This window comes from Catenibacterium faecis (assembly GCF_014306455.1).
Lineage (GTDB): Bacteria > Bacillota_I > Bacilli_A > Erysipelotrichales > Coprobacillaceae > Catenibacterium > Catenibacterium mitsuoka_A.
Window position 1 is genome coordinate 1 of record NZ_JACRWG010000021.1, and the last position, 25,212, is coordinate 25,212.

26 protein-coding genes and 1 pseudogene are annotated in these 25,212 nt (G+C 33.0%); 20 read left to right on the top strand and 7 right to left on the bottom strand.

From position 1 onward, the window contains the following. Positions 1 to 85 precede the first annotated feature (85 nt). From H8909_RS06240 to H8909_RS13605, 3 genes and pseudogenes are all read right to left on the bottom strand, one after another. Entirely contained in the window at positions 86 to 1,375 is a 1,290-nt protein-coding gene (locus H8909_RS06240) for a tetratricopeptide repeat protein (protein ID WP_255465875.1), read from the bottom strand. 54 nt (positions 1,376 to 1,429) lie between these two features. Further along, positions 1,430 to 1,606: pseudogene (locus H8909_RS13600) on the bottom strand (tetratricopeptide repeat protein); the annotation flags it as partial. Positions 1,607 to 1,647: 41 nt separating this feature from the next. Further along, positions 1,648 to 1,770, bottom strand: a complete 123-nt coding sequence (locus H8909_RS13605) for a hypothetical protein (RefSeq protein WP_255465874.1) — start codon at positions 1,768 to 1,770, stop codon at positions 1,648 to 1,650. 762 nt (positions 1,771 to 2,532) lie between these two features. Here H8909_RS13605 and H8909_RS06245 point away from each other — a divergent pair. From H8909_RS06245 to H8909_RS06285, 9 genes are all read left to right on the top strand, one after another. Then, positions 2,533 to 2,694: a hypothetical protein gene (locus H8909_RS06245; protein WP_187012201.1), complete on the top strand. Its 162-nt coding sequence runs from the start codon at positions 2,533 to 2,535 to the stop codon at positions 2,692 to 2,694. Then, a complete protein-coding gene (locus H8909_RS06250; protein ID WP_187012202.1) occupies positions 2,691 to 3,128 on the top strand; it encodes a DNA/RNA non-specific endonuclease in 438 nt (145 codons plus the stop codon). The genes H8909_RS06245 and H8909_RS06250 overlap by 4 nt, the downstream gene beginning before the upstream one ends. Before the next feature lie 477 nt (positions 3,129 to 3,605). Then, on the top strand, positions 3,606 to 3,968 hold the full coding sequence (locus H8909_RS06255; protein WP_187012203.1) for a hypothetical protein: 363 nt from the start codon (positions 3,606 to 3,608) through the stop codon (positions 3,966 to 3,968). 210 nt (positions 3,969 to 4,178) lie between these two features. Continuing rightward, a complete protein-coding gene (locus tag H8909_RS06260) occupies positions 4,179 to 4,514 on the top strand; it encodes a transposase (protein ID WP_187012204.1) in 336 nt (111 codons plus the stop codon). 884 nt (positions 4,515 to 5,398) lie between these two features. After that, positions 5,399 to 5,953 (top strand): hypothetical protein, encoded by a 555-nt coding sequence (locus tag H8909_RS06265; RefSeq protein ID WP_187012205.1) that lies wholly within the window; start codon positions 5,399 to 5,401, stop codon positions 5,951 to 5,953. Positions 5,954 to 6,205: 252 nt separating this feature from the next. Beyond that, entirely contained in the window at positions 6,206 to 7,042 is an 837-nt protein-coding gene (locus H8909_RS06270) for a MurR/RpiR family transcriptional regulator (protein ID WP_187012206.1), read from the top strand. A gap of 81 nt (positions 7,043 to 7,123) precedes the next feature. Then, complete coding sequence (murQ, locus tag H8909_RS06275; protein ID WP_187012207.1) at positions 7,124 to 8,014, top strand: N-acetylmuramic acid 6-phosphate etherase; 891 nt, start codon at positions 7,124 to 7,126, stop codon at positions 8,012 to 8,014. 5 nt (positions 8,015 to 8,019) lie between these two features. Next, complete coding sequence (locus tag H8909_RS06280; protein ID WP_187012208.1) at positions 8,020 to 8,889, top strand: N-acetylglucosamine kinase; 870 nt, start codon at positions 8,020 to 8,022, stop codon at positions 8,887 to 8,889. Beyond that, complete coding sequence (locus tag H8909_RS06285) at positions 8,886 to 9,377, top strand: methylated-DNA--[protein]-cysteine S-methyltransferase (RefSeq protein WP_187012209.1); 492 nt, start codon at positions 8,886 to 8,888, stop codon at positions 9,375 to 9,377. Before H8909_RS06280 ends, H8909_RS06285 begins: the two co-directional genes overlap by 4 nt. A 27-nt stretch (positions 9,378 to 9,404) precedes the next feature. Here H8909_RS06285 and H8909_RS06290 read toward each other — a convergent pair whose 3' ends face one another. Together H8909_RS06290 and H8909_RS06295 are read right to left on the bottom strand one after the other, a co-directional pair. After that, entirely contained in the window at positions 9,405 to 9,668 is a 264-nt protein-coding gene (locus tag H8909_RS06290; protein WP_187012210.1) for a DUF1292 domain-containing protein, read from the bottom strand. After that, on the bottom strand, positions 9,668 to 10,213 hold the full coding sequence (locus H8909_RS06295; protein ID WP_187012211.1) for a hypothetical protein: 546 nt from the start codon (positions 10,211 to 10,213) through the stop codon (positions 9,668 to 9,670). Before H8909_RS06295 ends, H8909_RS06290 begins: the two co-directional genes overlap by 1 nt. A 153-nt stretch (positions 10,214 to 10,366) precedes the next feature. On the opposite strand from H8909_RS06295, the gene H8909_RS06300 reads away from it, so the two are divergent. The 5 genes from H8909_RS06300 (at position 10,367) to H8909_RS06320 (ending at position 17,147) form a co-directional block, all read left to right on the top strand. Next, positions 10,367 to 11,707, top strand: a complete 1,341-nt coding sequence (locus tag H8909_RS06300; RefSeq protein ID WP_202985915.1) for an MATE family efflux transporter — start codon at positions 10,367 to 10,369, stop codon at positions 11,705 to 11,707. Positions 11,708 to 11,786: 79 nt separating this feature from the next. After that, positions 11,787 to 12,773, top strand: a complete 987-nt coding sequence (locus H8909_RS06305) for a hypothetical protein (RefSeq protein ID WP_187012212.1) — start codon at positions 11,787 to 11,789, stop codon at positions 12,771 to 12,773. 282 nt (positions 12,774 to 13,055) lie between these two features. After that, a complete protein-coding gene (locus H8909_RS06310; RefSeq protein ID WP_187012213.1) occupies positions 13,056 to 14,675 on the top strand; it encodes a peptide ABC transporter substrate-binding protein in 1,620 nt (539 codons plus the stop codon). Positions 14,676 to 14,898: 223 nt separating this feature from the next. Further along, complete coding sequence (locus H8909_RS06315; protein WP_187012214.1) at positions 14,899 to 16,518, top strand: peptide ABC transporter substrate-binding protein; 1,620 nt, start codon at positions 14,899 to 14,901, stop codon at positions 16,516 to 16,518. A gap of 83 nt (positions 16,519 to 16,601) precedes the next feature. After that, positions 16,602 to 17,147, top strand: a complete 546-nt coding sequence (locus H8909_RS06320) for a CDP-alcohol phosphatidyltransferase family protein (protein WP_187012215.1) — start codon at positions 16,602 to 16,604, stop codon at positions 17,145 to 17,147. Positions 17,148 to 17,157: 10 nt separating this feature from the next. On the opposite strand, the gene H8909_RS06325 is transcribed toward H8909_RS06320, so the two are convergent. After that, the gene (locus H8909_RS06325) at positions 17,158 to 18,312 is read right to left on the bottom strand and encodes a homoserine dehydrogenase (RefSeq protein WP_187012216.1); all 1,155 of its coding nucleotides are present in this window, start codon (positions 18,310 to 18,312) and stop codon (positions 17,158 to 17,160) included. A 139-nt stretch (positions 18,313 to 18,451) separates the two neighbouring features. After that, positions 18,452 to 19,216, bottom strand: a complete 765-nt coding sequence (locus tag H8909_RS06330; RefSeq protein ID WP_187012217.1) for an HAD-IIB family hydrolase — start codon at positions 19,214 to 19,216, stop codon at positions 18,452 to 18,454. A 421-nt stretch (positions 19,217 to 19,637) separates the two neighbouring features. Here H8909_RS06330 and H8909_RS06335 point away from each other — a divergent pair, with 421 nt between their 5' ends. From H8909_RS06335 to H8909_RS06360, 6 genes are read left to right on the top strand one after another with little or no spacing between them, the layout of a single operon-like run. After that, entirely contained in the window at positions 19,638 to 19,940 is a 303-nt protein-coding gene (locus H8909_RS06335) for a hypothetical protein (protein ID WP_187012230.1), read from the top strand. A gap of 10 nt (positions 19,941 to 19,950) precedes the next feature. Continuing rightward, positions 19,951 to 20,985 carry a V0D/AC39 family V-type ATPase subunit gene (locus tag H8909_RS06340; protein WP_022425821.1) on the top strand — a complete coding sequence of 345 codons (1,035 nt, stop codon included), beginning with the start codon at positions 19,951 to 19,953 and terminating at the stop codon, positions 20,983 to 20,985. A gap of 10 nt (positions 20,986 to 20,995) precedes the next feature. Then, entirely contained in the window at positions 20,996 to 22,522 is a 1,527-nt protein-coding gene (locus H8909_RS06345) for a V-type ATPase 116kDa subunit family protein (RefSeq protein ID WP_187012218.1), read from the top strand. A gap of 13 nt (positions 22,523 to 22,535) precedes the next feature. Beyond that, on the top strand, positions 22,536 to 24,434 hold the full coding sequence (locus H8909_RS06350; RefSeq protein ID WP_187012219.1) for a V-type ATP synthase subunit I: 1,899 nt from the start codon (positions 22,536 to 22,538) through the stop codon (positions 24,432 to 24,434). 14 nt (positions 24,435 to 24,448) lie between these two features. After that, positions 24,449 to 24,883, top strand: coding sequence for an ATP synthase subunit C (locus H8909_RS06355; protein WP_006506824.1), 435 nt, complete (start codon positions 24,449 to 24,451; stop codon positions 24,881 to 24,883). A gap of 9 nt (positions 24,884 to 24,892) precedes the next feature. Further along, the gene (locus tag H8909_RS06360) at positions 24,893 to 25,201 is read left to right on the top strand and encodes a V-type ATP synthase subunit F (RefSeq protein ID WP_187012220.1); all 309 of its coding nucleotides are present in this window, start codon (positions 24,893 to 24,895) and stop codon (positions 25,199 to 25,201) included. Positions 25,202 to 25,212: the final 11 nt, after the last annotated feature.

Consider the following 25,212-nt stretch of genomic DNA (forward strand, 5'->3'; position numbering starts at 1 on the left):
AAGGCGATACAGAAATATAAGGCGACACATTATGCATAAAAAAATTGCCTGCCACTACGTGGCAGGCAAGGGTACATGTTTTTAATTATTTCACCTGTCTACTTGACAGGGGCGGTTCATTATTGATAAAAAGATAGTCTATTAAGTCTTTGATATTTCTTTCAAAGATACATGATTTCAATAATTTATATACATCATTAAATGTTGTAAGAAAATTTCGTCTAGAAGAGACTTCTTTTATACTAAATGCTGTCGTTTTAAGATTATTAATATTTTCAAAATATGCAGTTATGTGCTTCTTGATAGATTTATTATCTGTTTCATCCTGTTGAATCTGTGCAATTAGTAGGTTTGATAATGCAAGTAATGTATTAGGATGTTTTTCTCCAAGACTTTCTTTTCTTGCGTTATAAGTTGTATTTTGTAGTTCTAACCCCTTATTATAATCTTCTAAATGTAAATAAGAATTTGCAAGGTTGGCAAGTGATTTTAGTGTATCTGGATGCTTCTCTCCTAGAATTTCTTTTCGTGTATTATAAACTGTATTTTCTTTTTCCAGTGCTTTATTATAATCTCCTAAATAAGAGTAACATTTTGCTAGACTACTTAAAGTAGATAATGTGTCAGGGTGCTTCTCTCCTAGAGTTTCTTTAAGCGTATTATAAACTGCATTTGTCAGTTTAAACGCCTTGTTGTAGTCTCCTAAATCAGAATAAGAGATTGCTAGATTAACAAGTGATCTTAATGTATCTGGATGCTTCTCTCCTAGAATTTCTTTTCTAGTACTATAGGATGTTTTATCCAATTCTAGTACCTTGTAGTAATTTCCCAAATAAGAATAAAAGTTTGCTAGGTCATATAAAATCGATAATATGTCAGGATGCTTCTCTCCTAGAATCTCTTTAGACGCATTATAAACTGTATTCTCTAGTTCTAGAGCCTTATTATAATCACCAACTTCACCATAAGTAACCGCTAAATTGGAAAGTGCCTTTAATGTATCTAGATGATTTTCCCCCAGACTTTCTTTTCTTGCATTATAAACTGTATTCTCCAGTGCTAACGCTTTGCTCCAATTTCCCAAACTAGAATAACAACTTGCTAAATTGGCAAGTGCCATTAATGTATCAGGATGCTTCTCTCCTAGTTTATTTTTTCTTTTAATATACACTTCATAAGACAATTCTAGTGCTTTATTGTATTCGCCCATTATACCATAAGAATTGCCTAGATTTTGTAAGGCCACCAATGTATCAAGATGATTCTCTCCTAGTTTATTTTTTATTTCAGTATAAACTGTTTTGTGTAGTGTTAATGATTTCTTGTAATCTCCTAATTCATAGTAAGAAGTCGCTAAATTAGCAAGTGCTTTCAAAGTGTCAAGATGATTTTCTCCAAAAAGATCTTTTGATTCATTGTAAATCTTGTTTAGTAGTTCGAATTCCTTTTTATAATCTCCTAGCTTGCCATAAGAAATTGCCATCTTATTATATACTCTTAATGTGTCAGAATGATTTTTTCCTGAAATTTCTTTTCCTCTGATACATAGTTCTTCATATAGTTCTAATGCTTTATTGTAAACTCCTAGATGACGATAAGAATCTGCGAGAAACTCTAATACATATGTTGTATTTTTGTTTTTTCTTCCTAGTTCACCCTTAAATAAAGTATATAACTTCTTGTAAGCGTTTTTTTTTCTTTTATATAATCTCCAGCTTTAAGAGCATCTTCTGCTTGCTTTAAAAGGTTATTAATTAAAATCTTATTCATATGTATTCCTCCCAAATAACATTCATTAATAACATTTTAATCTTTAAAAACAAACTCTTCTACACATCCTTCACCAAACATTAACAGAAGACAAAAAAATATATTTTTCTATTATTTAGTGTCAAAAAGAGGGATTATTTTTTCCTAATACGTTATATGGTGAAGGGATGGTGATAAATAGAATATATCTTAGAAATATTAAACAATTTGAATCTAGGGATAGGGGACTTATTTAAATCCTAATAAACCTAGAATCATAGAGAACCTGCCTAATGTGTTGATTTAAGTAATATTCAAATAATGTCTGCTCCTCCTAGTGCATGTCATAAAGTCTTTCGTAATGTACAGATCTAATAGAAACACTTTAGGCAGGATACTTCTCTATGTTATTACAGTATGATTAAACTATTAATAGTAGAAATTCAAAATCTTATGAAAGGTAAATCAATCAATTGATTGAGTAAGTATAAGCCTATGAAATATCTGATTAAATTGATATTGATATGTCTTCTTATTTCTATACTTGTACCTTTGATTGGTAGTGTGGTTTCATATTTTATTGTTAGATTTGTGCCATACTTGCCTTCTATAGTATTACTGTCGGGGTTAGTTATTCTAATTAAATTTGTACACAGCTAAACATTTTTCAATCCATAAATAATCTATTGAAAAGAGTATTTGTATTTGGATATTCAAACACAAAAACTTTTTTTAGTCATCTATTCAATTATTTAAGTCTTATTTCATGAGGAGGGATTACTTATGAAGTACTTAATATTACTTGTAGTACTTTGTTATTTCATACCTGGTTTAGGAGCATGGATACTTGATGGTATGCCTGTATTGATACAGATATGTAGTGCCTTTATGCCATGTATTATTATTCTCGTTGGTTTATATATTTTAGTAAGGAGTGTTTTATGAATAAGTTTACATATGAAAGTACACCATTAGGGAAGAGAGCCTATGGTTATATAGAAGAAGCAGAGATTATAGGGTCTAGAAATTCTTATAAACAGAAGAGTACAGTACGAGAATATTGCCAGGAGAATGATTATGGAGGTTATGTGATTGTAGATTTTCTTCAAGGAAGTACATGCCTTGATAATATTGATCCACAAAATAAAAATGTGAATCAAATAGATCAAAGACATATAGAAAGAGAAGTGGTTTCCTACGCTCCGGATTTAAATAATAATGGCTTCTATGGTGTAACAAACTATACACCTGTAGGTGAAAGACCACAGGCAATTATGATTAATTATTCTTCCACTAATAAATTAACTGGTGAACAAATAGACGAACCCGTTTCTTTTCAAAGTGAGAATCATGAGTTAGAGGAATCAAGGGATGTCTGATGATGAAAGAATGTGTGTATCTTAATGTTGTGAATATAATATGCATAATAAAAATTATATGTAAAGAATAGGGATTATATATGGGCAATAGGTTATAGAGTGAGGAGGATAAATAATATCAATCAAATGGTGAAAATACTTTACATTCATGCTTGATTATATCAATGCGTAGTGCAGATAAATCAAAAGTTTCTGTTGTATTTTAAATTATTTTTATAGGAACAAGGTGTTATATCTACCTATATGTTATTAAATGAAGGAGGAGAGAAAGTGAAAAAAAGTATGAATGAAACATTATTGCCTAGATTTTTTATTACTGTTTACAAAAGTATTGTCTCAAAGTTTAAATTAAAATATCACGAAAAACATGAGGCTATATATTAGTAAGATTATAGAGGACTACAATGATTATTTAAGTGAAATGATGAAGCATTTAGAGAACGGCATAAGAAATTTTTCGAAGGAAGCAGAAAATTAATGTATAACATGAATCATAGGGTTATTAATGATTCTTCTTTAAGAGGAGAAAAGGATGGGATGAATGACGAAAAAGATAATATAATTTTATCTTTTGAACTGTTATGTTTGAAAATTAAATATAATGACTATATTAAAATGAAAAATATGATTTTCGATGAATTAAGTAATGTTGAAAGTACGGTCCAAGTATACTTAACTCAGTATGCAAAAAGAATGAAGTTAGATGCTACTAAGAATTCTGATATTAAAATTCTATGTTTGGACTACCAAAATGATGAAAAAGTAATACATTTTCAAAAGGTAGAGAAAGCTTTATTAGAAAATATAGAAAAGGTGATTGGTAAAGAAAATCTTGTATAGAAAGAATAAGTTATCAAAATATAAGGAAGAAGCAGTGAACAAAATCGAATTTAAAAATGATTTTACACATGTGGTTTCGTTTTCTTACAATGTTGATTATTCGTAAGGAACAGCACTCAATCGCATAAAGTGTACCAACTATATTGTTAACTACACCAATCATATCAGCACAGGGCTGGTATTAAAACTCAAGTTGAGTGGTCCTACAATATGTTATACTGTCCTTCTACCGGCGAAGTGGTTAAGGTATATCAATTTGTAGCCACATTCCAATTCTCACAGTATTCATATGGAGAAACTACAAAGAATATGAAGATAGATGAATGGATCAATTGTAATTATCATATGTTTGAGTGCTTTGGCGAATTTACAGTAAGATTGGTCTGCGATAACCTCAAGACAGGTGTTGTGATGCATCCTAAAAACGGAGAAATCATCCATACTGATACTTACAGTGATTTTGGAAATCATTATATGACAGCCATCATGCCTGCACAGATTAGAAAGCTAAAGCAGAAAGGAAATGTTCGAAGCGGTAGTGAATAAAACACTAAGACTACCTCCTGAATTTCCTTTTAAGGTATATCACTGGTTTTATTCGAGAAAGACACAGCTTAACTGTCATATCGCTTATAAAAGGGAAAAATAACTGGACATACATTATAAGCGAGGAAAACAATGAATAATGAAAAATCTAAAGAAAGGTAATCAATCAATGGATTGATTAGTATATAAGCTTATGGATCATATCATTCAGTTTTTATTAATACATCTTATCATTCCTATGTTTGGACCTTGGATTGCGAGTACGGTTTCAAACTTGATTACTACATTTGTATCATATATGCCGTCAATTGTCCTATTGTCAGGACTAGGTGCCATTATTAAATTTACATATAACTAGACAATCTCCTGAAAAAGCCTTTGTATTTGACTATTCAAACATAAAGGCTCTTTTCTTTTTCTATACAAAGTAAGTATTTGTATATGTTATAATGGTGTTAATCGGTGGTAATCCTATGAATGCATACTTAAGAATAGAAGAATATAACGATAGCTGTACTGCTACAAAAAAAGATGATAGTTGACTATATCCTGCATGATTCTGCAGCAGCTATTATTTATTTCTTAAAGAAAATAGGTTTTATAGAGTTCAGTAATCTAAAGATGACCCTTGCTCAATTTACTAAAGAAGAAAAACAACAAGAAGTAGAGTGGAGTAGTATTCGCCTTTATTATGCTTGCTTCATTTATTGATTTTAAAGAAGGAGAAATTCCTATTACATTTATATTGGTTGCATATTGGGCAGCAGGCATATGAAGGTATTGCAGTTCAAAACAATATTTCAAATATAACACATATTGTCGGTGGTATAGTTGGTGCAATAATTGGATATGGGTTAAATGTGAAATGAATAAAGGGTGTTGATATGAGAAAAGTAATCATACTGCTTCTTTGTTTGGTATTAGTAAGTTGCGGTACAACAAATAAATCAAAAAGTACAACTGAACACACATTAGAAAATAGTTTCTTTGGAGTTAAGAAAAAGGTAAAAGAAAAGTTGATTTATAAAAAAGATAAAAGTATTAATTCTTTTTTGAATAAATATAACGAAATTAATGATCCAGATATTACTAGTGATATGGTAAGTATGAAAAAACTTGAAGGAAAAGATGAGCCTAGTATAGTTGATATATCAAACGAGAAATTAGGAATATGGATACAACGTAAAAACATGTTTGGGAATAAAATGGCTGTTGCTATTCTAAATAATTCCGATAATGTGACTAATGACGATATCAAAGATCAATTCCAGAAGTATTCAAAGGTATTTGATGACAGTTTAACTAATAAAGAAATAGATGAATATTGGGATAAAATGTTATCAGGTAAGAATAAAGGAAAAAAGTTAAAAAACATAAAGGTAAAAAGAATTATATTCTATGGTAAAGTGATATATTTAATTCTTGAAGGGAAAATATAATTTGATAAGAATAATAAACAAAAAATCATAAGAAGGACAATGAAATAGGTTGAATCTTGGTAATCTTTTTAATCACTGATTAAAATGATGTGAACAACTTAATTATGATGTTTTCTATAAAAACTGAATTTTTGACAGTATAAAATGGCAAGTACGGAACCTCATGATTTCCAATCCCCTCTCCAGGGGATATTTTTATATACAAAACAACTATTTCTATATGTTATAATGGTATTAATCGGAGGTGATCTCATGAACGCATATTTAAGAATTAAAGAATACAATGATAGCTACACTGCAACAGAAAAGCTCATAGCTGAATACATATTAGAAAATGACATCCTACATGATTCTGCTCAAGCACTAGGTGAAAAGACAAATACCTCTGCAGCTGCTATTATCCGTTTCTCAAAGAAAATAGGTTTTAAAGGCTTCAGTGATTTAAAGATGAACCTAGCTCAATCTACTAAAGAAGAAGAAAAACAAGAAGTAGATCTTATCTTTGAACCAGAAGATAATATCAGTACACTAGTAGAAAAAGGCTGTAGACTAAACATGAACACAGTCTTAAAAACATATCAGTTAATCAACATTGATACACTAGAAGCATCTATAGACTTACTCAACAATGCTTCTACTATCTATCTCTTTGGTGTAGGTGGTTCATCAGTCATTGGTTTAGATATCTACCAGAAGTTAATGCGTATAGGCAAGAAGGTGATTTATAACGCTGATTTACATGTACAGATGACCTTCGCCCAAAGCATGGATCAAAATGATGCAGCACTCATTATCAGTTACTCAGGTTCTACGACTGGTTTAGTAGATGTTGCTAGAGTGTTACATGAAAAACAAATACCATTTATTTCTATAACACAGATCAACTCTAATCCAATCTCTAAACTAAGTACCTACTCACTTAAAGTACCGAGTGAAGAAAAAGCTTTGCGTATAGGTGCTGTTTCTTCTCGTATCTCTTCATTTGTGATAACTGACTTATTGTATTACGGTGTATTTAAGAACAACTTTGAAGAACATAAAAAGAATCTCATAGATTCTAAAGACAATGTCTCTATACTCAAAAAGTAGACTCATATTTCGCTATGAGTCTTTTATTATAGAAATAACATTTCATCACGCTTATAATGAAATAGAAAGGAGGAACCACCAATGAACTTAAATCAATTAGATACAGAACAGTCTAATCCTGACTCATTACATATAGATGAAATGTCTACTATAGATATTCTTACTACTATTAACAATGAAGATCAGAAGGTGGCTTTAGCTGTAAAAGAAGTTCTACCAAAAATATCAATTGCGGTTGATTGTATTTATTACCAGATGTGTAAAGGTGGTCGATTGATCTATATTGGTGCAGGTACATCAGGTAGATTAGGTATATTAGATGCTTCGGAATGTCCTCCTACATATGGTGTTGATCCTCGTCTAGTACAGGGATTAATCGCAGGTGGAAAAGAAGCGCTCACAGCAGCTATAGAAGGTGCAGAAGATTCTCTGGATTTTGCTGTGGAGGACTTAAAGAATATTCACTTAACAGACAAAGATGTTGTATGTGGTATTGCAGCATCAGGCAGAACACCTTATGTCATTGGCGGACTTGAATATGCGCGCACACTAGGATGCCAGACAGTTTCTATCTGTTGTGTTCACAATGGGGAAATATCAAAATACTCCCACTATCCAATTGAAGTCATTACAGGTCCAGAAGTTATTGCTGGTTCTACGAGAATGAAGGCAGGTACTGCCCAAAAGCTTGTTTTAAATATGATTTCTACATCTGTCATGATTAAAAGAGGCAAGGTCTATAAAAATCTCATGGTTGATTTACAACCTACCAATGAAAAACTTAAAACAAGAGCCACCAACATTGTCTCACAATCTTTAGATTGTTCTGAGGAAGAATCAATTAAATTATTAACTAAATGTCACTACAATGTAAAGATTGCGATTCTATCTGGTTTAACAGGTAAAGATGAAAAAGAATGCGAAGAAGCTCTACTAAAAAACAATGGAAGTATCCCTAAAACTATGAGGTAACAGAAATGTTGTATATTGGTATAGATGGTGGTGGCACAAAGACAAAGATGGTTCTCTTTAATGAGGACGGAACACGTTTAAAGAATTTGATTCTTCCTACAGTACATGTTCTCACTCAGCCACAAGATCAAGCCATTGAAATATTAAGAAACGGTGTTAATCAGTTAGATCCTGATCATATTGCAATAATTGGTGCGGGACTAGCAGGATATGGCCAACAAAAAGAATTAAGAGATAAAATAGAATATATTTGTAAAGAAGCATTTGGCCCTAGATCTTTTGTAGTAGAAAGTGATGTAAGAATTGCGATAGAAGGTGCACTAGATGGTCATGATGGTATTGTTGTTATTGCAGGTACAGGCAGTATTGCTTTATCACTTAAGAATAATAAGCTCACACGTTGTGGAGGCTGGGGTTATCAATTAGGGGATGAGGGCAGTGCTTATTGGATTGCGAAGAAGATGTTCAATACATTCTGTAAAGAAATAGATGGTAGACTAGAAAAAACAGTTCTTTATGATCTAATTATGGAAGAATGTCATCTAGATATTGATTATGATATCATCACATTTATGAATAGCCTGAATCGTACATCTATTGCATCCTATGCTTATATCAATGGCTTAGCTGCCAATCAGGGAGATCCTTATGCAATAGAAATATATAGACAGGCAGCCTTAGAAATTCGTTCACTCATACAAACACTCTTAAAACAATATAACTCAACACCTCGTATTTCTTATATAGGAGGCGTATTTGAACAGGCTTCTCAATATATTCTACCTGTTTTAAATGAAACAACAGATCCACCTATTCATACACCAGAATATGGTGCTTATAAGCTTGCTAAGAAGATGATGGAGGACTTCTTATGACTCATATTGGACACTATCAATCACCATTAGGAGATATACTTATTGCGACAGATGAAATAGGTGTATATGGTTTATGGTTTGAAAATCAGAAGTATTATGCATCAGGATTAATAGAACCTTATGAAGAAAAAGACACAGAACTAATTCTAAAAGTACAAAGATGGCTTGATCTCTATTTTAAGAAAGAACAGCCACCTATTGATTTTCCTCTTCACTTCATAGGTACAGACTTCCAAAAAGAAGTATGGGAGATTCTATGTGAGATTCCTTATGGCCATACAATGACTTATGGAGAAATTGCGAATATATTAGCACAAAAAAGAGGTGTTAAAAGATTCTCTGCACAGGCAGTGGGCGGTGCAGTAGGACATAATAGAATAAGTATCATAGTGCCTTGTCATAGAGTATTAGGCAGTAATGGAAGCTTAACAGGTTATACAGGTGGTATAGAAAGAAAAAAAGCGTTATTAAAATTAGAAGCACAATAAAGGGGCACCATTAGGCGCCCCTCATTCTTAATCGAAATCAAAGTTATCTGCATTCTTTTCTTTAAAGATTTCAAACAGTTCATTAAGTAGTGCTTCATCATCTACTGAACGATAGTTTTCTTCATCAGAGTCATCCTCTGATTCTTCACATCTCAAGATCACTACCTCATCTGTTTCTTCATCTGCTGGTAATAATACAACATATGTTTCTTCATTATGTTCAATTAAATCAAGATATTCAAACTCTAATTCATTTCCATCATTATCATTCAATACGACAATATTATCCATTAGTCATCCCTCTTACTATATTCTTCACCATATTTCACAAGACGATCAAACTTCTTCTGGTTCTCTTCATTTTCAAAAGTAACCTTCTTTATAGTATTTAACTTATAAACAGCTTCAGTACTTTCTTCGAATACTTCATCCTCATACTCCTGGTGCCATTTAGTATAATCTTTATCGATGAGGTAAGCCATTTGTTTACCTTCAACTAAGGCTTCTACATAATCTTCAGCAGCATCACCAATTTCATGATTATTAAATGAATCTTCTTTATGTTCATACTTGCTTAGATATTTAAGTTCAGTATCTACATAATGAGTATAGAGTTCTGTAGTGAGTTCTGCATCATTTTCTTCTATTTTCCATCTTTCTTCTAATGCTGTTTTAAAATCCTTATAGAATGCTTCATCAATAGATTCTTCTGTTTGTGTTGGTGTATCGGTTTGTGTAGTAGAATTACTCTGTCCTGTATCCTTATTATTATTGGTACATGCACTTAAACCAAACACTACCATACACGATAATAATAATGTAAATAGTTTCTTCATACTGAAACCTCCTTTCATATTAATTATATAGGAAAATAATTTCTGATTGTGAAATAATGCATCATAAAAAATAAATAAGTATAGTATTCTAGTAGGAAAAGTATTGACCTTAAAGCGTGCTTTAAAGATAGAATAGGCAAGAAGGGGGAAATTATGGCTAAAAGAATTAATCCATTAGAAGGATCATTATGGGATAAGATCCTTGCATTCGCATTACCTTTAGCAGCTACAAGTATTATTCAGCAGTTATTTAACTCCTGTGATGTAGCGACTGTGGGACAGTTTTCAGGAAGTCATTCACTAGCGGCAGTAGGGAGTACTGCACCAATTACTAATCTATTTATCACTATATTCGTAGGTTTCTCAGTAGGGGCAAATGTGATTATTTCACGTTTTTTAGGAGCACAAAGAGAAGATAGAGCTAATCAGGCCATACATACAGCACTTGTATTATCTATTATCACTGGTTTTATTGTTTCTATTATTGGAGAAATCATTGCCCGTCCACTACTAGAACTTATGTCCACACCAAAAGAAGTACTACCTCTTGCTGTACTGTATTTAAGAGTATGTTTCATAGGGATGTTCTTCTTAACTATCTATAACTTTGAATCGGCCATACTAAGAGCAGGTGGAGATACCAAAAGACCACTCTATTGTTTAATTATTTCAGGTACTATTAATGTTGTATTGAACTTAGTATTTGTTATTGTGTTTAAGTTAGATGTCGCTGGTGTAGCCTTAGCTACTACGATTGCTGATGCAACTAGTTCTTTATTACTCTTTAGAATTCTGTATAAAGAAGAAGGCGCTTTGCAGGTTAGATTAGACAATATGAAGATGGAATGGGTCTATACAAAAGAAATACTTATTATAGGTATTCCTGCTGCAATACAAGGAATGTTGTTCAATATTTCTAATATTATTATTCAATCAGCTATTAATAGCTTAGGTGCTGATATTGTTGCAGCATCTACTGTTGCCTTGAACTTTGAAATGTATTCTTATTTCTTAGTTACAGGATTTGCTCAGGCAGCTATTACCTTTACATCACAAAACTATGGCGCAAAGAACTATAAAAGATGTATCCAGTCTATTAGATGGTGTATGTTACTTGGTGCACTTTTTACAGGTGCTATCAGTGCACTCTTCGTATCATTCTCACCAGTCCTAGCAGGAATCTTTACATCAGATCCTGCCATTGTGAAAATAGCCTGTATCCGTATTTCTATTGTAGTCACATTTGAAGTACTCAATATGACTATAGAAATCATGTCAGGTGCACTCAGAGGACTAGGAAATCCAATGATCTCTACAGTACTCTGTATCATCTTCACATGTGCATTAAGACTTGCCTGGATCTTTATTGCCTTCGCAAGAATTCATACATTCCAGTCAGTGTTAGTTGTCTACCCAATCAGCTGGGCAGTGACTTCTGCATCCATTGTGATTGCCTATTTAGTTGTAAAAAAGAAAAAACTCACGAATGACTAAGCCAGTTCTCTGGCTTTTTCTTTTGGCCTTCTTTTTCACTTGTATTTACGATATAATTAATATTAGGAGGGGGGAAGTTATGAAACAACATAATACATTTACACTTAAAGATTTCATTATTAGGGCAGTCATTGCATATTGTGTCACTCTTATTATATTCTGTTTATTTATATTCAAAGTCATCCCAGGCTGTTCATTAATACAATCTAAGCTTGTATTATTCCTGCTCACAGTACTTAGCTTTGGACTCATCTACTTTGAAAAGGATGAAAGAAGAAACTACTTAAGCATTGCGACAAACGTATTCATACCTTTTGGTATCTATACAACTCTTGCCTATATGTTACTTCTTCCTATACCCCTAGGAATAGTATGGGTATTACTTATTGGTCTTGATCTAGTTTATGTAGGATTTTACTTCTATAAAGTAAAAAGAAGAAATTATAACTCATTATTAGAAAAATCACAGCTTGTGATTGGTTTAGCTTCTCTTTTATCACTTGTCATTGTATTAAGTTTTACTTTATTTGGTTCTTCTATCATTCAATCATCTACAAAGATTACAAATAATACAGATGTCTATATGAGAAAATATGATGAAAAATCACTTGAAAGCTTACATAACTGGTCTAAACTCACACGTAAAGAGAAGCTCAATTCATTACAAACTGTATGTAATAACGAAAGAGACTATCTCGGTATATCTGCAAGAATCAAAGTAGGGGCTGGAAGTCACTTAACACATGCCTATTGTCAGTATAATAATAAATCAAAAGAGATTACTTTTGATATCAGTCAATTAGATCATGCTTCTTCTACAACTCTACTAGAGGCATTGCTTCATAGTTCATATCATGCTTATGAATATGCCCTTGTAGAGTCTTATGACACAATGAGCAGTGATTATAATAAGTTGTTTGACTATCGTGTCATTGCCACTTATAAGAAAGAATTCTCTACAAAGGTCACAAATAAGGCAAAATACTACAATCAGATCAATGAATCTAATGCAAGATCCTATGCCACAGATGCCCTGCAGGACTATCAAAATAAGCTGAAAAAATAGAAAACACAAAAAATGAACAATACAGGATTGTATTGTTCATTTTTTGTACAGACGTCCTTTACAATTTAAAATATTGTACAGAATCTAGTACAATCTATTATCAAAGTGATAAAAAGTTACTAAAAAATAGACACACTTGTTTAGAATTTAGTAAATACAGTAATAAAAACAAGAATTGTCACTAAAATACAAAAAAATGTGTGAAATTATGTTGACAGTATACAATTTTTAGACTAAACTTATCACCATAGTAGAAAACAAAATACTACAGGAGGAGAATATATGAAAACAGGTAAAACAGTAAAAGTATTGCTTACCGCTGCAACTGCTGCAGGAATGTTAGCTGGCTGTGGTTCTAAGACAGATACTGATACATTCAGATTTGCAAGTGAATTAGATATCCAGGGTATGGATTCTACAGTAGTTGATGATGGTATGTCATTCAACGCAATTCATGCTATTACAGATGGTTTAACAGCCGTTAATGAAAAAGGTAAGACTGCACCTGCAATTGCTAAGAGCTGGGATGTAAGTGATGATGGTAAGACTTATACATTCCACTTAAGAGATGCAAAGTGGTCAAATGGTGATAAGGTTACTGCAAATGACTTCGTTTATTCTTGGCGTAAGATCATCAAAGATGCTGGTAACTATGCTTATATGTTAGGTAACGGAGGTGCTTCAGTTAAGAATGCAGATGCACTTATGGAATTAGGTGCTAACGCAACTGATGAACAGATGGCTACTCTTGGTGTTACAGCTAAAGATGATAAGACTTTAGTAGTAGAACTTGAAAACAAAGTTCCATATTTCACAGACTTAATGGCATTCCCATGCTACTTCCCACAGAACGAAAAGTTCGTTGAAAAATGTGGTAAGAACTATGGTACTAAGCCAGAATACACATTATCTAATGGTGCTTATAAGATGACTAAGTGGGTTAAGGGTAACAAAGCTACATTCACTAAGAACGATAAGTACTATGATGCTAAAACAGTAGCAACTAAGAATCTTGAAATGTACTTAGTACAGGATCCTAAGACTGCTGCACAGAACTTTGACAATGGCAAAGTTGACTATGCAACAATCAACTCTACATTAGTAGATAAGTATAAAGATAAAGATACATTCACTACTTTCAATGAAGGTTACTTATTCTACTTACAGTTAAACTTCAAGAACAACACTGTTGCTAACAAGAACGTAAGAGAAGCTTTAGCTTATGCAATTAACAGAAAAGATTTATGTGAAAACGTATTAAAAGATGGTTCTAAGGCTGCAACTGGTTTTGTTCCATCACAGTTATCTACTAGCCCAGCTGGTAAAGACTTCCGTGATGATGCAGATAAATATGTAAGCTATGATCAGAAGAAAGCTCAGGAATATTTAGATGCAGCTAAGAAAGAATTAGGTACTGATACAATCACTATTGATTTATTATATGGTACTGATGAATCACCAATGGATACTATGGCTGAATACTTACAGGGTTCATTCTCTAAGTTAAAAGGCTTAAAGGTAAACATGGTTGCAACTGTTAAGAAAGACAGAATCTACAACAGAGAAGCAAATGGTAATTTCCAGGTAGTATGTACTCGTTGGGGACCAGACTACGCAGATCCAACAACTTACTTAAACTTAGCTACAACTGATAACTCAAACAACTATGGTAAATATACTAGTGCTAAGTATGATGCATTAATGGAACAGATCCAGAAAGAATCAGATTTAACTAAGCGTTGGGATTTAATGATCCAGGCTGAAAAAGTCATCATGGATGACTTAGCTTATGTCCCTGTATTCGAAAAAGGTTCTGCAGCATTAAAGGCTAAGAACGTTAGCGGATTAGTACAGGTACCAGTAGGAACTCCATATACTTTCAAATATGTTAAATTAAAATAACCTCTACTTTGTGTCAAAACAGAGTGGCCTGGGAGATAGCAGAAATGCTGTCTCCTTTTTTTTGCGTTTTGATTAAACATTTACAATATTTCCGATATCACTAAAATGTAATGAAATTTTAATATATTTACAAAGAAAAAGTATAAAATGATTGACTACATCTGATGTAAAGCGTAAACTACACATCTGTTAACATTAATAATAAATTTTGGAGGGAAAATTAATGAAAACAGGTGAAACAGTAAAGGTATTGCTTGCATTAACTACTGCTGCAAGTATGCTTGCTGGCTGTGGTTCTAAGACAGATACTGATACATTCAGATTTGCAAATGATACAGATATCGTTGGTATGGATAGCACAGTCGTTGATGATGCAATGTCTTTCAATGCAATCACTGCTATCACAGACGGTTTAACAACTGTTGATGTGAAGGGCAACACAATCCCTGGTATCGCTAAGAGCTGGGATGTAAGCAACAATGGATTAACTTATACTTTCCATTTAAGAGATGCTAAATGGGCTAATGGTGATGATGTTACTGCGCAGGACTTCGTATACTCATGGCACAGAATCATCAAGAATGCAGGTAACTACGCTTATATGTTAGGTAGCGAAGGTGCTTCAATTAAGAATGCTGATTCTTTAATTGATTTAGGTACTACTGCAACTGATGAACAGTTAAACACACTTGGTATTAAAGCAACTGATGACAAGACTGTTGTCGTTGATCTTGAAAAGAATGTTCCATATTTTGTAGGTTTAATGTCATTCCCATGTTATTTCCCACAGAACCAGAAGTTCGTTGAAAAATGTGGTAAGAACTATGCAACTAAGCCTGAATATATTTTAGGTAATGGTGCTTATAAGATGACTAAGTGGATCAAGGGTAACAAGGCTACATTCACTAAGAATGATAAGTACTATGATGCAAAGTCTGTTAAGACTAAGAATATAGAAATGTACTTAGTACAGGATCCTAAGACTGCTGCTCAGAATTTCGATAATGGTAAAGTTGACTATGCAACAATCAACTCTACATTAGTAGATAAGTATAAAGGTAAAGATACTTTCAAGGCTATCAGAGAAGGATATCTTGCTTACTTAATCTGTAACTTCAAGGCAGATACTACTGCAAACAAAAACTTAAGACATGCATTATCTTATGCAATCAATAGAAAAGATTTATGTGATAACATCTTAAAAGATGGTTCACAGCCAGCTACTGGTTTTGTACCAGCTCAGTTATGTAAGAGTCCTTCAGGTAAGGATTTCCGTGAAGAATCTGGTAAATATGTAGACTATGATGTAAAGAAAGCACAGGAATACTTAGATGCTGCTAAGAAAGAATTAGGTACTGATACAATCACAGTTGATTTATTATATGGTACTGATGAATCTCCAATGGATACTTTCGCAGAATACTTACAGGGTTCATTTACTAAGTTAAAGGGCTTAAAAGTTAACATGGTAGCTACTGTTAAGAAAGACAGAATCTATAACAGAGAAGCAAGTGGTAACTTCCAGATTGCCTGCACTCGTTGGGCTCCAGACTATGCTGATCCAACTACTTTCTTAAACGTTCTTGCAAGCAGTAACTCAAACAACTATGGTAAATGGGAAAATGCGCAGTACAACTCATTATTAAAACAGGCTCAGAATGAAACTGACGTAAATAAACGTTGGAATGAATTGCTTGAAGCTGAAAAAGTAATGATGGACGATATGCCAAATATACCAGTTGTTCAAACTGGTACAGCTGCATTACAGGCTAAGAACGTTAAGGGATTAGTTCATAATACAGTAAGTACTCCATACGTATTCAAATATGTAACACTTAAATAACATACAAAGAGGCAGGCAACTGCCTCTTTTATATTGATAATTCACGCTATACACTTTAGTATTAATAATAAGGAAGTGATAGAATGAGAAATAAGAATATATTCACAATACCTAATATATTATCTATGTTTAGATTGTTGCTATTGCCGGTAATTGTATATACGTATATAAACCAAAAGGATTATGTCTTAACAGGAATATTATTGGTTCTATCAGGCCTGACTGATTTGTTAGATGGATATATAGCTCGCACATTTAATATGATGAGTGATCTAGGTAAAATACTTGATCCTGTAGCGGATAAAGCAACCCAAGCAGTAGTACTTCTATGTCTTATGACACGCTTTAGATGGCTTGTTATTCCTTTCATATGCATTCTTATTAAAGAACTGTTTATGAGTTGTATTGGTATGGTTGTTATTAAAAAAACAGGGGAAGTACATGGGGCTGTGTGGCATGGTAAAGTTGCTACATTCATGTTAGATTTCATGATTATTATGCATATTGTTTTCTATAATATTTCCTATACTTTTTCTATTGTTCTTACAATTATCTCTACACTTCTTATTCTTCTATCATTCTATCTATATGCAAAAGAGAATATCAACATACTAAAAAAGGTGGGTTAAATCCCACCTTTTAGCTTCTTACTTTGAAATATGTTGCTGAAGTATCCTTTAAAGCATCTTCTAAATCTTTAAGTTCTACTTTATCAGTAATATAAATATGATCTTCACCAAATGAATAGTATTCATCATAATTTAAATTGAGTGGCTGTTCACTTCTTACATAATACTTAGAAGATGTAATAGGATAGACGTTTTCAGTATAATCATAATCATGTGTCCATACATCTTTCTTAGCTGTCTTAATAATATCAGCCACTACAGCACTTGCAGTGACATAACGTCCTGCACCCTTACCATAGAATAATACGTTTTCTAGATAATCACATGTAATTTCTACTACATTATAAGCATCCATGACATTACCTACAATTTCACTCATTGGAACAAGAGTAGGAGATACATCAATACCTAAACCATTTTCTAGTTTTTTACTCATCGCAATCAGCTTAATTCTATAACCAAGCTTCTTTGCATAATCCATATCTTTCTTAGTTACATTACGAATACCAGTACATTTGATTTTATCAAAATCAAAGAATGTACTAAAAGCATTCATAGTAAGAATATAGATTTTATGTGCTGCATCATAGCCATCTAAATCTAGTGCAGCATTGGCTTCTACATAACCAAGATTCTGAGCAATCTTTAATGCTTCCTCAAAATCAAGATTATCTCTTTCCATTAATGTAAGAATAAAGTTAGTTGTACCATTTAAGATACCTTCAATCTTATTAATATTGTTTGCTACTAGATCTTCCTTAGCAGGCACAACAACTGGAATACCTCCACCAACACTTGCTTCATAATAAAGGTTGACACCATTTTCTCTTGCAGCAGTAAAGAGTTCTTTCGCATCATGAGCAATAAGAGCTTTATTTGCAGTTACTACATGTTTCTTCTTATTTAAAGCATCTAAGATGATTTTCTTTGCGATAGTTGTACCACCAATAAGTTCTACTACAACATCCACATCTTCATCATTGATGACTTCATGATAATCCTGTGTATAAATAATACCATCAGGAAGGTTTACATCCTCAAGTGCACAACCGTACTTAACGACTACTTCTTCCCCAATTGTTTTTTCGAGTCTTTCTTTTTCTTTTGTAAGAATATCTACAGTTCCGAAACCAACAGTTCCTAGACCAATAACACCAATAATCATTTAAAATTCCTCCCCAATAGTATTAGAATTGTATAAAATTTACCATATTCATATAATGCTGTCAATTATCTATAAGTTAAAATTTGTATAATATGCGATAAATATTGGAATATTTAGAAATTAAACAAAAAAAGAGGAATTAATCCTCTTTTAAGATATCCTGAATAGCTTCACTTAAGCTTCCTACAACCCTTTCAGCTTTATCTTTAAGTTCATTTGGGGCATAAGTAAATGTATAACCATGTTTGACACTATCTAATAAAGGAAGATCATTCCATGAATCTCCTATACCATAGACATCATTCTCATTAATATTAAAGTAATCGACAACATGATTAATTCCTGTTCCCTTAGAACATCCTACACCGCATACATCTACATGATTCTTATTCTGGAATGCCGCACATGTATTACTATAATGTTCATTAATATAATCCATAGCGTTTTTCGCATCCTCTATATCCCCTTCAGGAAAATGAAATGAGAATGCATCTGAATCATTAAATGTAAGTTCATCCAAAGAATCAATAGTAGTTCCCCAGCTTTTATCTTCTGGACGATACATATAAATCTCATCCTTATATACAATAGACATATGTACAGGAATCGCTTTTGATATTTCTCTTACTATATTCATAGGAATATCTTTTTCAAAAATAACTTCTTCTTTCTTATTAAAAATCACACCACCACTTAAAGTAATATAGAAATCAAAGTCTATATCAGTTAATGGATGCTCTCTATTTCCACCAAAAGGATATTTAATTCCTTCTAACTGTCTACCTGTACATAATCCAAACAGGTTTCCCTGTTTCTGGAATGTACGAATCGCTTCTACATCTTCCTTGTGTACACCATCACTAAAAAATAATGTATTATCAAAATCACTCGCCAAAATTTTCATCTTTCTCTCTCCTATATATATAAGAATAAGGAAAATAGATGAAAAAAGCCATAGTAAAGTGATATGAAACGCTTACATTAAACAAAGATGGATATTTGTTTATTGTTGCATTCATACGATAGGTGTATAACTAATGCAGAAAATAGGTATGAAATAAATGACTTATGGTCATATTGCCTATTTCCTAAAAAAGATATTCATTATGTTCGTTATTTCACAAAAATTATGTTAACGCTTTACAAAATTAAGAGTATAATGGATTCATCAACCAAGATACATATACATTTGATATATCTGAATATGTCTGTTTGATATAGATGATGCTTTTTTATCACGATGAAGTGTTTTTGGTTGAATTTTAAAATTTTTAGGAGTATTATCCTATAGAATCAAAGAGAAGGAGGTATGTGGATTGGATAAAATGATTCTTGATATCATAGCTGTAGACCACAGATGTGCTCAGGCTGTAAAAGATGCCAAAAAGAAGAGACAGGATACAACTGCAGATATGAACAGTAAGAAGAAGGAAATCTACGATTCTTTCGTTAAAGAGTATCAGGTTACACTTGATGCAAAGAAGAAAGAGTTACAGGAAAGAATTGACGCAACAAAGAAGAAGAATGAAGAGGATTATAATTCTTCTGTTGAGAAGATCACCAGCCTTTATGAAGCCCACAAGGAGGAGTGGGTTGCATCTATCGTAGACAGATGTAAAGAAGTTTAGAGGTGAGATTATGAGTTTTTCATCTAATGCAGTTCTTGCTAAAGCAAGATCTATGTATGGTAAACATCTCACTCCTGAAAGCTATGATGAACTTCTAAAGAAAAGAACTGTCAACGATGTTGTCAGTTACTTAAAGAGTGAAACAGCTTATGGTCCTATTCTTGAAGGCTTGAAAGAAACAAGTATTCATAGAGGACAGTTAGAATCACTTCTTGATGAAGAAGAATTCTTACGTGCTATTAGATTGATTCATTATGCACCTAAGGGTGACCAGAAGTTTTATCAGCTAGGTATTATTAGACGTGAAATAGCTGTGCTATTGAGTAAAGTACGTTTATTCAATAGTGATGAGACATTGAATTCTGAATTAGATATACCTTCATACCTACCTCGTTATTCAACGTTTGATCTTTATGGCTTATTAAGTATTGAAGATTACCCATCATTATTAAGATATATGGAAAAAACACGTTATTACCATATATTACAGAAATATATGCCTGTAGATGATGAGAAGATCGATACAAACATGATGGAACTTGATTTCAAGCGTGCTTACTATAAGTTATTCGTTGAAACAGTGAAATCTACATTTAAAGGTAAAAAACAGAAGGATCTACTTACTATGATCTATACTCAGATTGAGTTAGAAAATATTACGAAGATCTATAGATTTAAACGATTCTTTAATTCTAAGCCTGAACAAATCAAGAAACAGTTGATCTTGGATTACTCACGTATTCCACAATCAGTAATGAATGAATTGATTGAAACAAAAGATGCAGAGGAGTTCTTAAAGAAGCTTGCTTCATCACCTTACAAGTTATATGTGGATGATCAGGAATTTGTTTATATCGAATACTACACAGATAAGATCAAATATAATCTTGCAAAGAGATATATGAGATTTACTACAGATGCTGCCATGGTTTACATGACATATCTGATTGTATTCGAAAACGAAGTTGAAAATCTAAAGCATATCATTGAAGGCTTAAGATATGGTGAAGAGGCTGAAAAAATAGCCCAGCTGCTTATCTACTAGGGGGAATAACATGGCAATAGAAGAAATGGAATTGCTGGACATGACCTTTGATAAGAAATACTTAAAAGAGGTTTTATGTCAGTTAAAAGAAACAAAGTATTTTTATCCTCAGCCAGCTACAAAGATTGTAAATAACGTTAAAGATGTATTTACAATGACAACTGATGAGGATTATAAGAACATGCTTGATGAATTAAAAGAGCTTGCTGAACATGTAAAGCTTGATACATCAAGTGTAAAAGAAGGATCTATTCATTTCGCAAAAGAAGATTATCGTAAGGCACTCGATGATGTGACAAAAGAAGCAAAGAAATATCTTGATATTAAAGAAGAATTTGTGACTGAACGTGGACAGAACCAGGCTGCTTATGAAATACTAGAAGGTCTTTCTAATACAGAATTAAATATGGATGAGGTTAAAGAATGCGAATATATGGAAGCAAGATTTGGCCGTATTCCTAGAAGAAACAAAGACAAACTTGACTACTATAGAGGACAGTCAATTATGTTCTTAGATCTTGGTGAAGATGCTAAAAGTGTTTATTGTCTCTATATGACAACTAAGGCTGCTATCTTAAAGGTAGATAACATCTTCCAGTCAGTTGGCTTTGAAGAAATTGAAATTCCTGATTTCGTTCATGGTAGAATGGAAGACGCAAAGAAGGAATTACTAGAAGAAATTGAAAGTATGAATGCTTCTATTCGTAAAGCAGACAGCCGTTTAGAAGGTATTAGAGATGCACATGAAGAAGAATTATTAAAGATGTTTGCTGATCTTACTTTTGCTGCTAGAATTGAAGAATTCAAAGTATTTGTTGTTGATTATCAATCTAAATATGCTATCTATGGATTTGTACCTGTAAGAGTCGCTAAAGATATTAAGAAGGCTTTTGAAAAGTACAACGTAGAATATCAGGACTTACCTGCAGATATTTATGGTGATCAGCAGATTATTGCACCAACACTTACTAATAACTATCCATGGGCTAAACCATTTGAAGCGATCTCTAAAGTTAAACAGAGTGATCATGTGGATACTACTTTAGCCACTGCAGTACTATTTATCTTAGTATTTGCATTAATGCTAGGTGATATTGGTTTAGGTGTAGTGCTTGTATTACTTGGATTACTTATGAGAAAGAAAACTTCAGGAAAGATGATTACTGTTCTTGGTATTGCATCTTTTGTGGGAGGTTTAATTTATGGTGATGCTTTCTATAGTATTCATCTTTATCCATCAGTAATCCCTGTTGCAGATGCATTTAGTTATCAGCGCTTCATTAATGCGATTCTCTTACTTATTGTAGGACAGTTCTGCATTGGTAAAGTAAAAGCTATCTATAACGAACAATCAATGATCAATAAGGTATTCTCTATCAAGGGTGTCGTTGGCATCGTCATGGGACTTGCAGTAGCTGCTTATGTTGCAATTGCTGTAGATACAACTTGGCATGTCTCTTATTTACCATTAGTTGTTGTACTTGTATTAGGCATTGTATTGAACTTCATTAAGAAAGCGCTCGATAAGAAACAATAGAAGGGAGGATACTATGGCTATCTCAAAATTGCAGCTCGTTGAGATAGAATTCCCTGAAACAATGAGTGATGAAGTATTATCTAAGCTTGTTGATTCAGAAAAATTTCATCCAGAGCCAGCATCAAAGTTTGTGGATTCAGTTAGAGGTCTTAAGGTCATGAATAAGGATAATCCTTATGCTGATTTATTAGGACGTATGGATGAAGCAGCTGAAAAGTATGGTATTCATATCAATACATCAGAAAAGCCTCAGATCATCAATATTGTAGAAGCAGATGATTACTTCTGCGAATGTCTTGATGAAGCAAACAAAATCTCACGTGTTAAAAATGAATTACAGGTTATGATTGATGAAAACAATCAGGCCAAGAAGTACTTGAAATATATGAAGGATCTCGATATAGACTTCGATGACCTTTTCTCAAGCGAATATATTCAGGTTAGATTTGGTAAGTTACCTACAATGAATCTTGATAAGTTATCTTATTATGATTCACAGGAATTCTTATTTAAATCAATCTATCAGGATGCAAAGACATGTTATTGTTTCTATATAACATCTCCTTCTAATGCTCCTGAAATAGATAACATATTCTCTTCATTATTCTTTGAACGTATTCATATTCCTGAATTCCTTCATGGAACTCCAGGTGAATCATTAGAAATCATTGAAGAAGAGAATGCAACTGCAGAAGCCTCTATCAAGAAATATGATGGTAAATTAAAAGATTTATTCAGTAAAAAAGAAAAAGATTTATCAGTCATTTATGCTTCATGTCAGGAACTTAATAAGACAAGTGAAGCACAGAGATATGTCGTAGTATTTGGAAACAATGCTGCTATCTATGGTTTCTGTGATAAACATTATGCACACTCTTTAAAAGAAGAACTTGAACAGATGGACAAGGTGCATGTTGAAATCAAACCAGCAATGGGAGATTCAAGACTTTATCCACCTACAAAACTCAAGAACAACTGGTTCTCAAGACCATTCAAGATGTTCGTTGAAATGTATGGTGTTCCATCTTATACAGACTTTGACCCAACAAATTTCGTTGCGGTAACATATACATTCTTATTCGGTATGATGTTCGCCGATGTTGGTCAAGGTATCCTGCTTTCAATCATTGGTTTCCTTGCTTATAAATTAAAAGGCATGAAGCTTGGTGAAGTAGGTATGCGTATTGGTATTTCATCTGCAATATTCGGTGTAATCTTTGGCTCAGTATTTGGATCAGAAAAAATCCTCGTTCCATTCTTTGCACCAATGGCATCTGAAAATACTATGACGCTATTAGGTGTTGCAATTGGTGTAGGTGTATGTTTAATCATCATCTCAATCCTATTCAATATCTATTTAAACTTGAAGAAGAAACATTGGGGAGAATTATTATTCTCTCAAAATGGTGTCGCTGGTTTAGTATTCTATGTTGCAGTATTAGTACTCGCAATGAATATGTTATTAAACCTTGGCTTAAATATCCCAATGGGTATCTATGTCGCAATCTTTATCATTGCCCCACTTGTAATGATCTTCTTAAAAGAACCTCTTACTTACAAACTTGAAGGTAATAAGATGTTCCCACATGGATTTGGTAACTTCTTTACTGAATCATTCTTCGAAATGATCGAAGTATTGTTGACATTTGTTGCCAACACAATGTCATTCCTACGTGTCGGCGGTTTCGTCTTATCACACGCTGGTATGATGCTTGTTGTTTACACATTAGCTGAAATGGTTGGTGGATTCGGTTATATTATCGTTCTTATTATTGGTAACGCATTTGTAATGTGTCTAGAAGGATTAATTGTCGGTATCCAGGTATTACGTCTTGAATTCTATGAATTATTCAGTCGTTACTATGAAGGTAATGGTAAACCATTTGTATCTATGAAAGAAAGTCTAGAATAACGGAGGAAGAAAAAATGACTACTATCTTAACATTCATTATCCCTGCATTAATTGTTGTATTATTATCTTTACCACTAGTAAATGTATTCAAAGGTAAAGTTACTGCTAAGAGCGCTAAAATGCGTCTTGGTACTCATATCTGTGGTTTCTTTGGTGCTGTAGCACTTGTATTATTCCTTACATATGCAAATAGCCCAGTATTAGCTGCTGGTGCTGACAAGATGACTGGTTCTATCGCTCAGGGTCTTGGTTTCATTGGTGCTGCTCTTGCAACTGGTTTATCTGCTCTTGGTGCTGGTATTGCCGTAGCTGCTGCTGCTCCTGCTGCAATTGGTGCATTCTCTGAAAATGCTGAAAACTTCGGTAAATCATTGATCTTCGTTGCCTTAGGTGAAGGTGTTGCCATCTATGGTCTATTAATCTCAATCTTAATTATCAACACACTATAGGAGATTACTATGAAGTTCTTTCTGATCAGTGATAATATCGATACCCTCACTGGTCTAAGACTCGTGGGTATTGAAGGCAAAGTTGTTCATACCCGTCATGATTTCTTAAGCTTACTTGAAAGTAAGATGAGAGATCCTGAAATCGCAATTATCTTAGTGACTACTAAGTTAATTGAACTTTGTCCTGATATTATCTCAGAAATTAAATTAAAACAGCCAAAGCCTCTTATTACAGAGATTCCTGACCGTCATGGACACTCTAAGATTGGTGAAGCCATCGATGGTTATGTCTCTGAGGCAATAGGCGTTAAGCTATAGGAGAGTATACA

Excerpts from the sequence above, each read along its gene's own strand:
- H8909_RS06330 (WP_187012217.1), bottom strand. The coding sequence starts at position 19,216 with ATGAAAATTTTGGCGAGTGATTTTGATAATACATTATTTTTTAGTGAT.
- H8909_RS13605 (WP_255465874.1), bottom strand. The coding sequence starts at position 1,770 with ATGAATAAGATTTTAATTAATAACCTTTTAAAGCAAGCAGAAGATGCT.
- H8909_RS06285 (WP_187012209.1), top strand. The coding sequence starts at position 8,886 with ATGACTCATATTGGACACTATCAATCACCATTAGGAGATATACTTATT.
- H8909_RS06255 (WP_187012203.1), top strand. The coding sequence starts at position 3,606 with ATGTATAACATGAATCATAGGGTTATTAATGATTCTTCTTTAAGAGGA.
- H8909_RS06280 (WP_187012208.1), top strand. The coding sequence starts at position 8,020 with ATGTTGTATATTGGTATAGATGGTGGTGGCACAAAGACAAAGATGGTT.
- H8909_RS06295 (WP_187012211.1), bottom strand. The coding sequence starts at position 10,213 with ATGAAGAAACTATTTACATTATTATTATCGTGTATGGTAGTGTTTGGT.
- H8909_RS06340 (WP_022425821.1), top strand. The coding sequence starts at position 19,951 with ATGAGTTTTTCATCTAATGCAGTTCTTGCTAAAGCAAGATCTATGTAT.
- H8909_RS06345 (WP_187012218.1), top strand. The coding sequence starts at position 20,996 with ATGGCAATAGAAGAAATGGAATTGCTGGACATGACCTTTGATAAGAAA.
- H8909_RS06250 (WP_187012202.1), top strand. The coding sequence starts at position 2,691 with ATGAATAAGTTTACATATGAAAGTACACCATTAGGGAAGAGAGCCTAT.
- H8909_RS06315 (WP_187012214.1), top strand. The coding sequence starts at position 14,899 with ATGAAAACAGGTGAAACAGTAAAGGTATTGCTTGCATTAACTACTGCT.
- H8909_RS06245 (WP_187012201.1), top strand. The coding sequence starts at position 2,533 with ATGAAGTACTTAATATTACTTGTAGTACTTTGTTATTTCATACCTGGT.
- H8909_RS06310 (WP_187012213.1), top strand. The coding sequence starts at position 13,056 with ATGAAAACAGGTAAAACAGTAAAAGTATTGCTTACCGCTGCAACTGCT.
- murQ (WP_187012207.1), top strand. The coding sequence starts at position 7,124 with ATGAACTTAAATCAATTAGATACAGAACAGTCTAATCCTGACTCATTA.
- H8909_RS06270 (WP_187012206.1), top strand. The coding sequence starts at position 6,206 with ATGAACGCATATTTAAGAATTAAAGAATACAATGATAGCTACACTGCA.
- H8909_RS06355 (WP_006506824.1), top strand. The coding sequence starts at position 24,449 with ATGACTACTATCTTAACATTCATTATCCCTGCATTAATTGTTGTATTA.
- H8909_RS06265 (WP_187012205.1), top strand. The coding sequence starts at position 5,399 with ATGAGAAAAGTAATCATACTGCTTCTTTGTTTGGTATTAGTAAGTTGC.
- H8909_RS06300 (WP_202985915.1), top strand. The coding sequence starts at position 10,367 with ATGGCTAAAAGAATTAATCCATTAGAAGGATCATTATGGGATAAGATC.
- H8909_RS06305 (WP_187012212.1), top strand. The coding sequence starts at position 11,787 with ATGAAACAACATAATACATTTACACTTAAAGATTTCATTATTAGGGCA.
- H8909_RS06360 (WP_187012220.1), top strand. The coding sequence starts at position 24,893 with ATGAAGTTCTTTCTGATCAGTGATAATATCGATACCCTCACTGGTCTA.
- H8909_RS06290 (WP_187012210.1), bottom strand. The coding sequence starts at position 9,668 with ATGGATAATATTGTCGTATTGAATGATAATGATGGAAATGAATTAGAG.
- H8909_RS06320 (WP_187012215.1), top strand. The coding sequence starts at position 16,602 with ATGAGAAATAAGAATATATTCACAATACCTAATATATTATCTATGTTT.
- H8909_RS06335 (WP_187012230.1), top strand. The coding sequence starts at position 19,638 with ATGATTCTTGATATCATAGCTGTAGACCACAGATGTGCTCAGGCTGTA.
- H8909_RS06350 (WP_187012219.1), top strand. The coding sequence starts at position 22,536 with ATGGCTATCTCAAAATTGCAGCTCGTTGAGATAGAATTCCCTGAAACA.
- H8909_RS06325 (WP_187012216.1), bottom strand. The coding sequence starts at position 18,312 with ATGATTATTGGTGTTATTGGTCTAGGAACTGTTGGTTTCGGAACTGTA.
- H8909_RS06260 (WP_187012204.1), top strand. The coding sequence starts at position 4,179 with ATGTTATACTGTCCTTCTACCGGCGAAGTGGTTAAGGTATATCAATTT.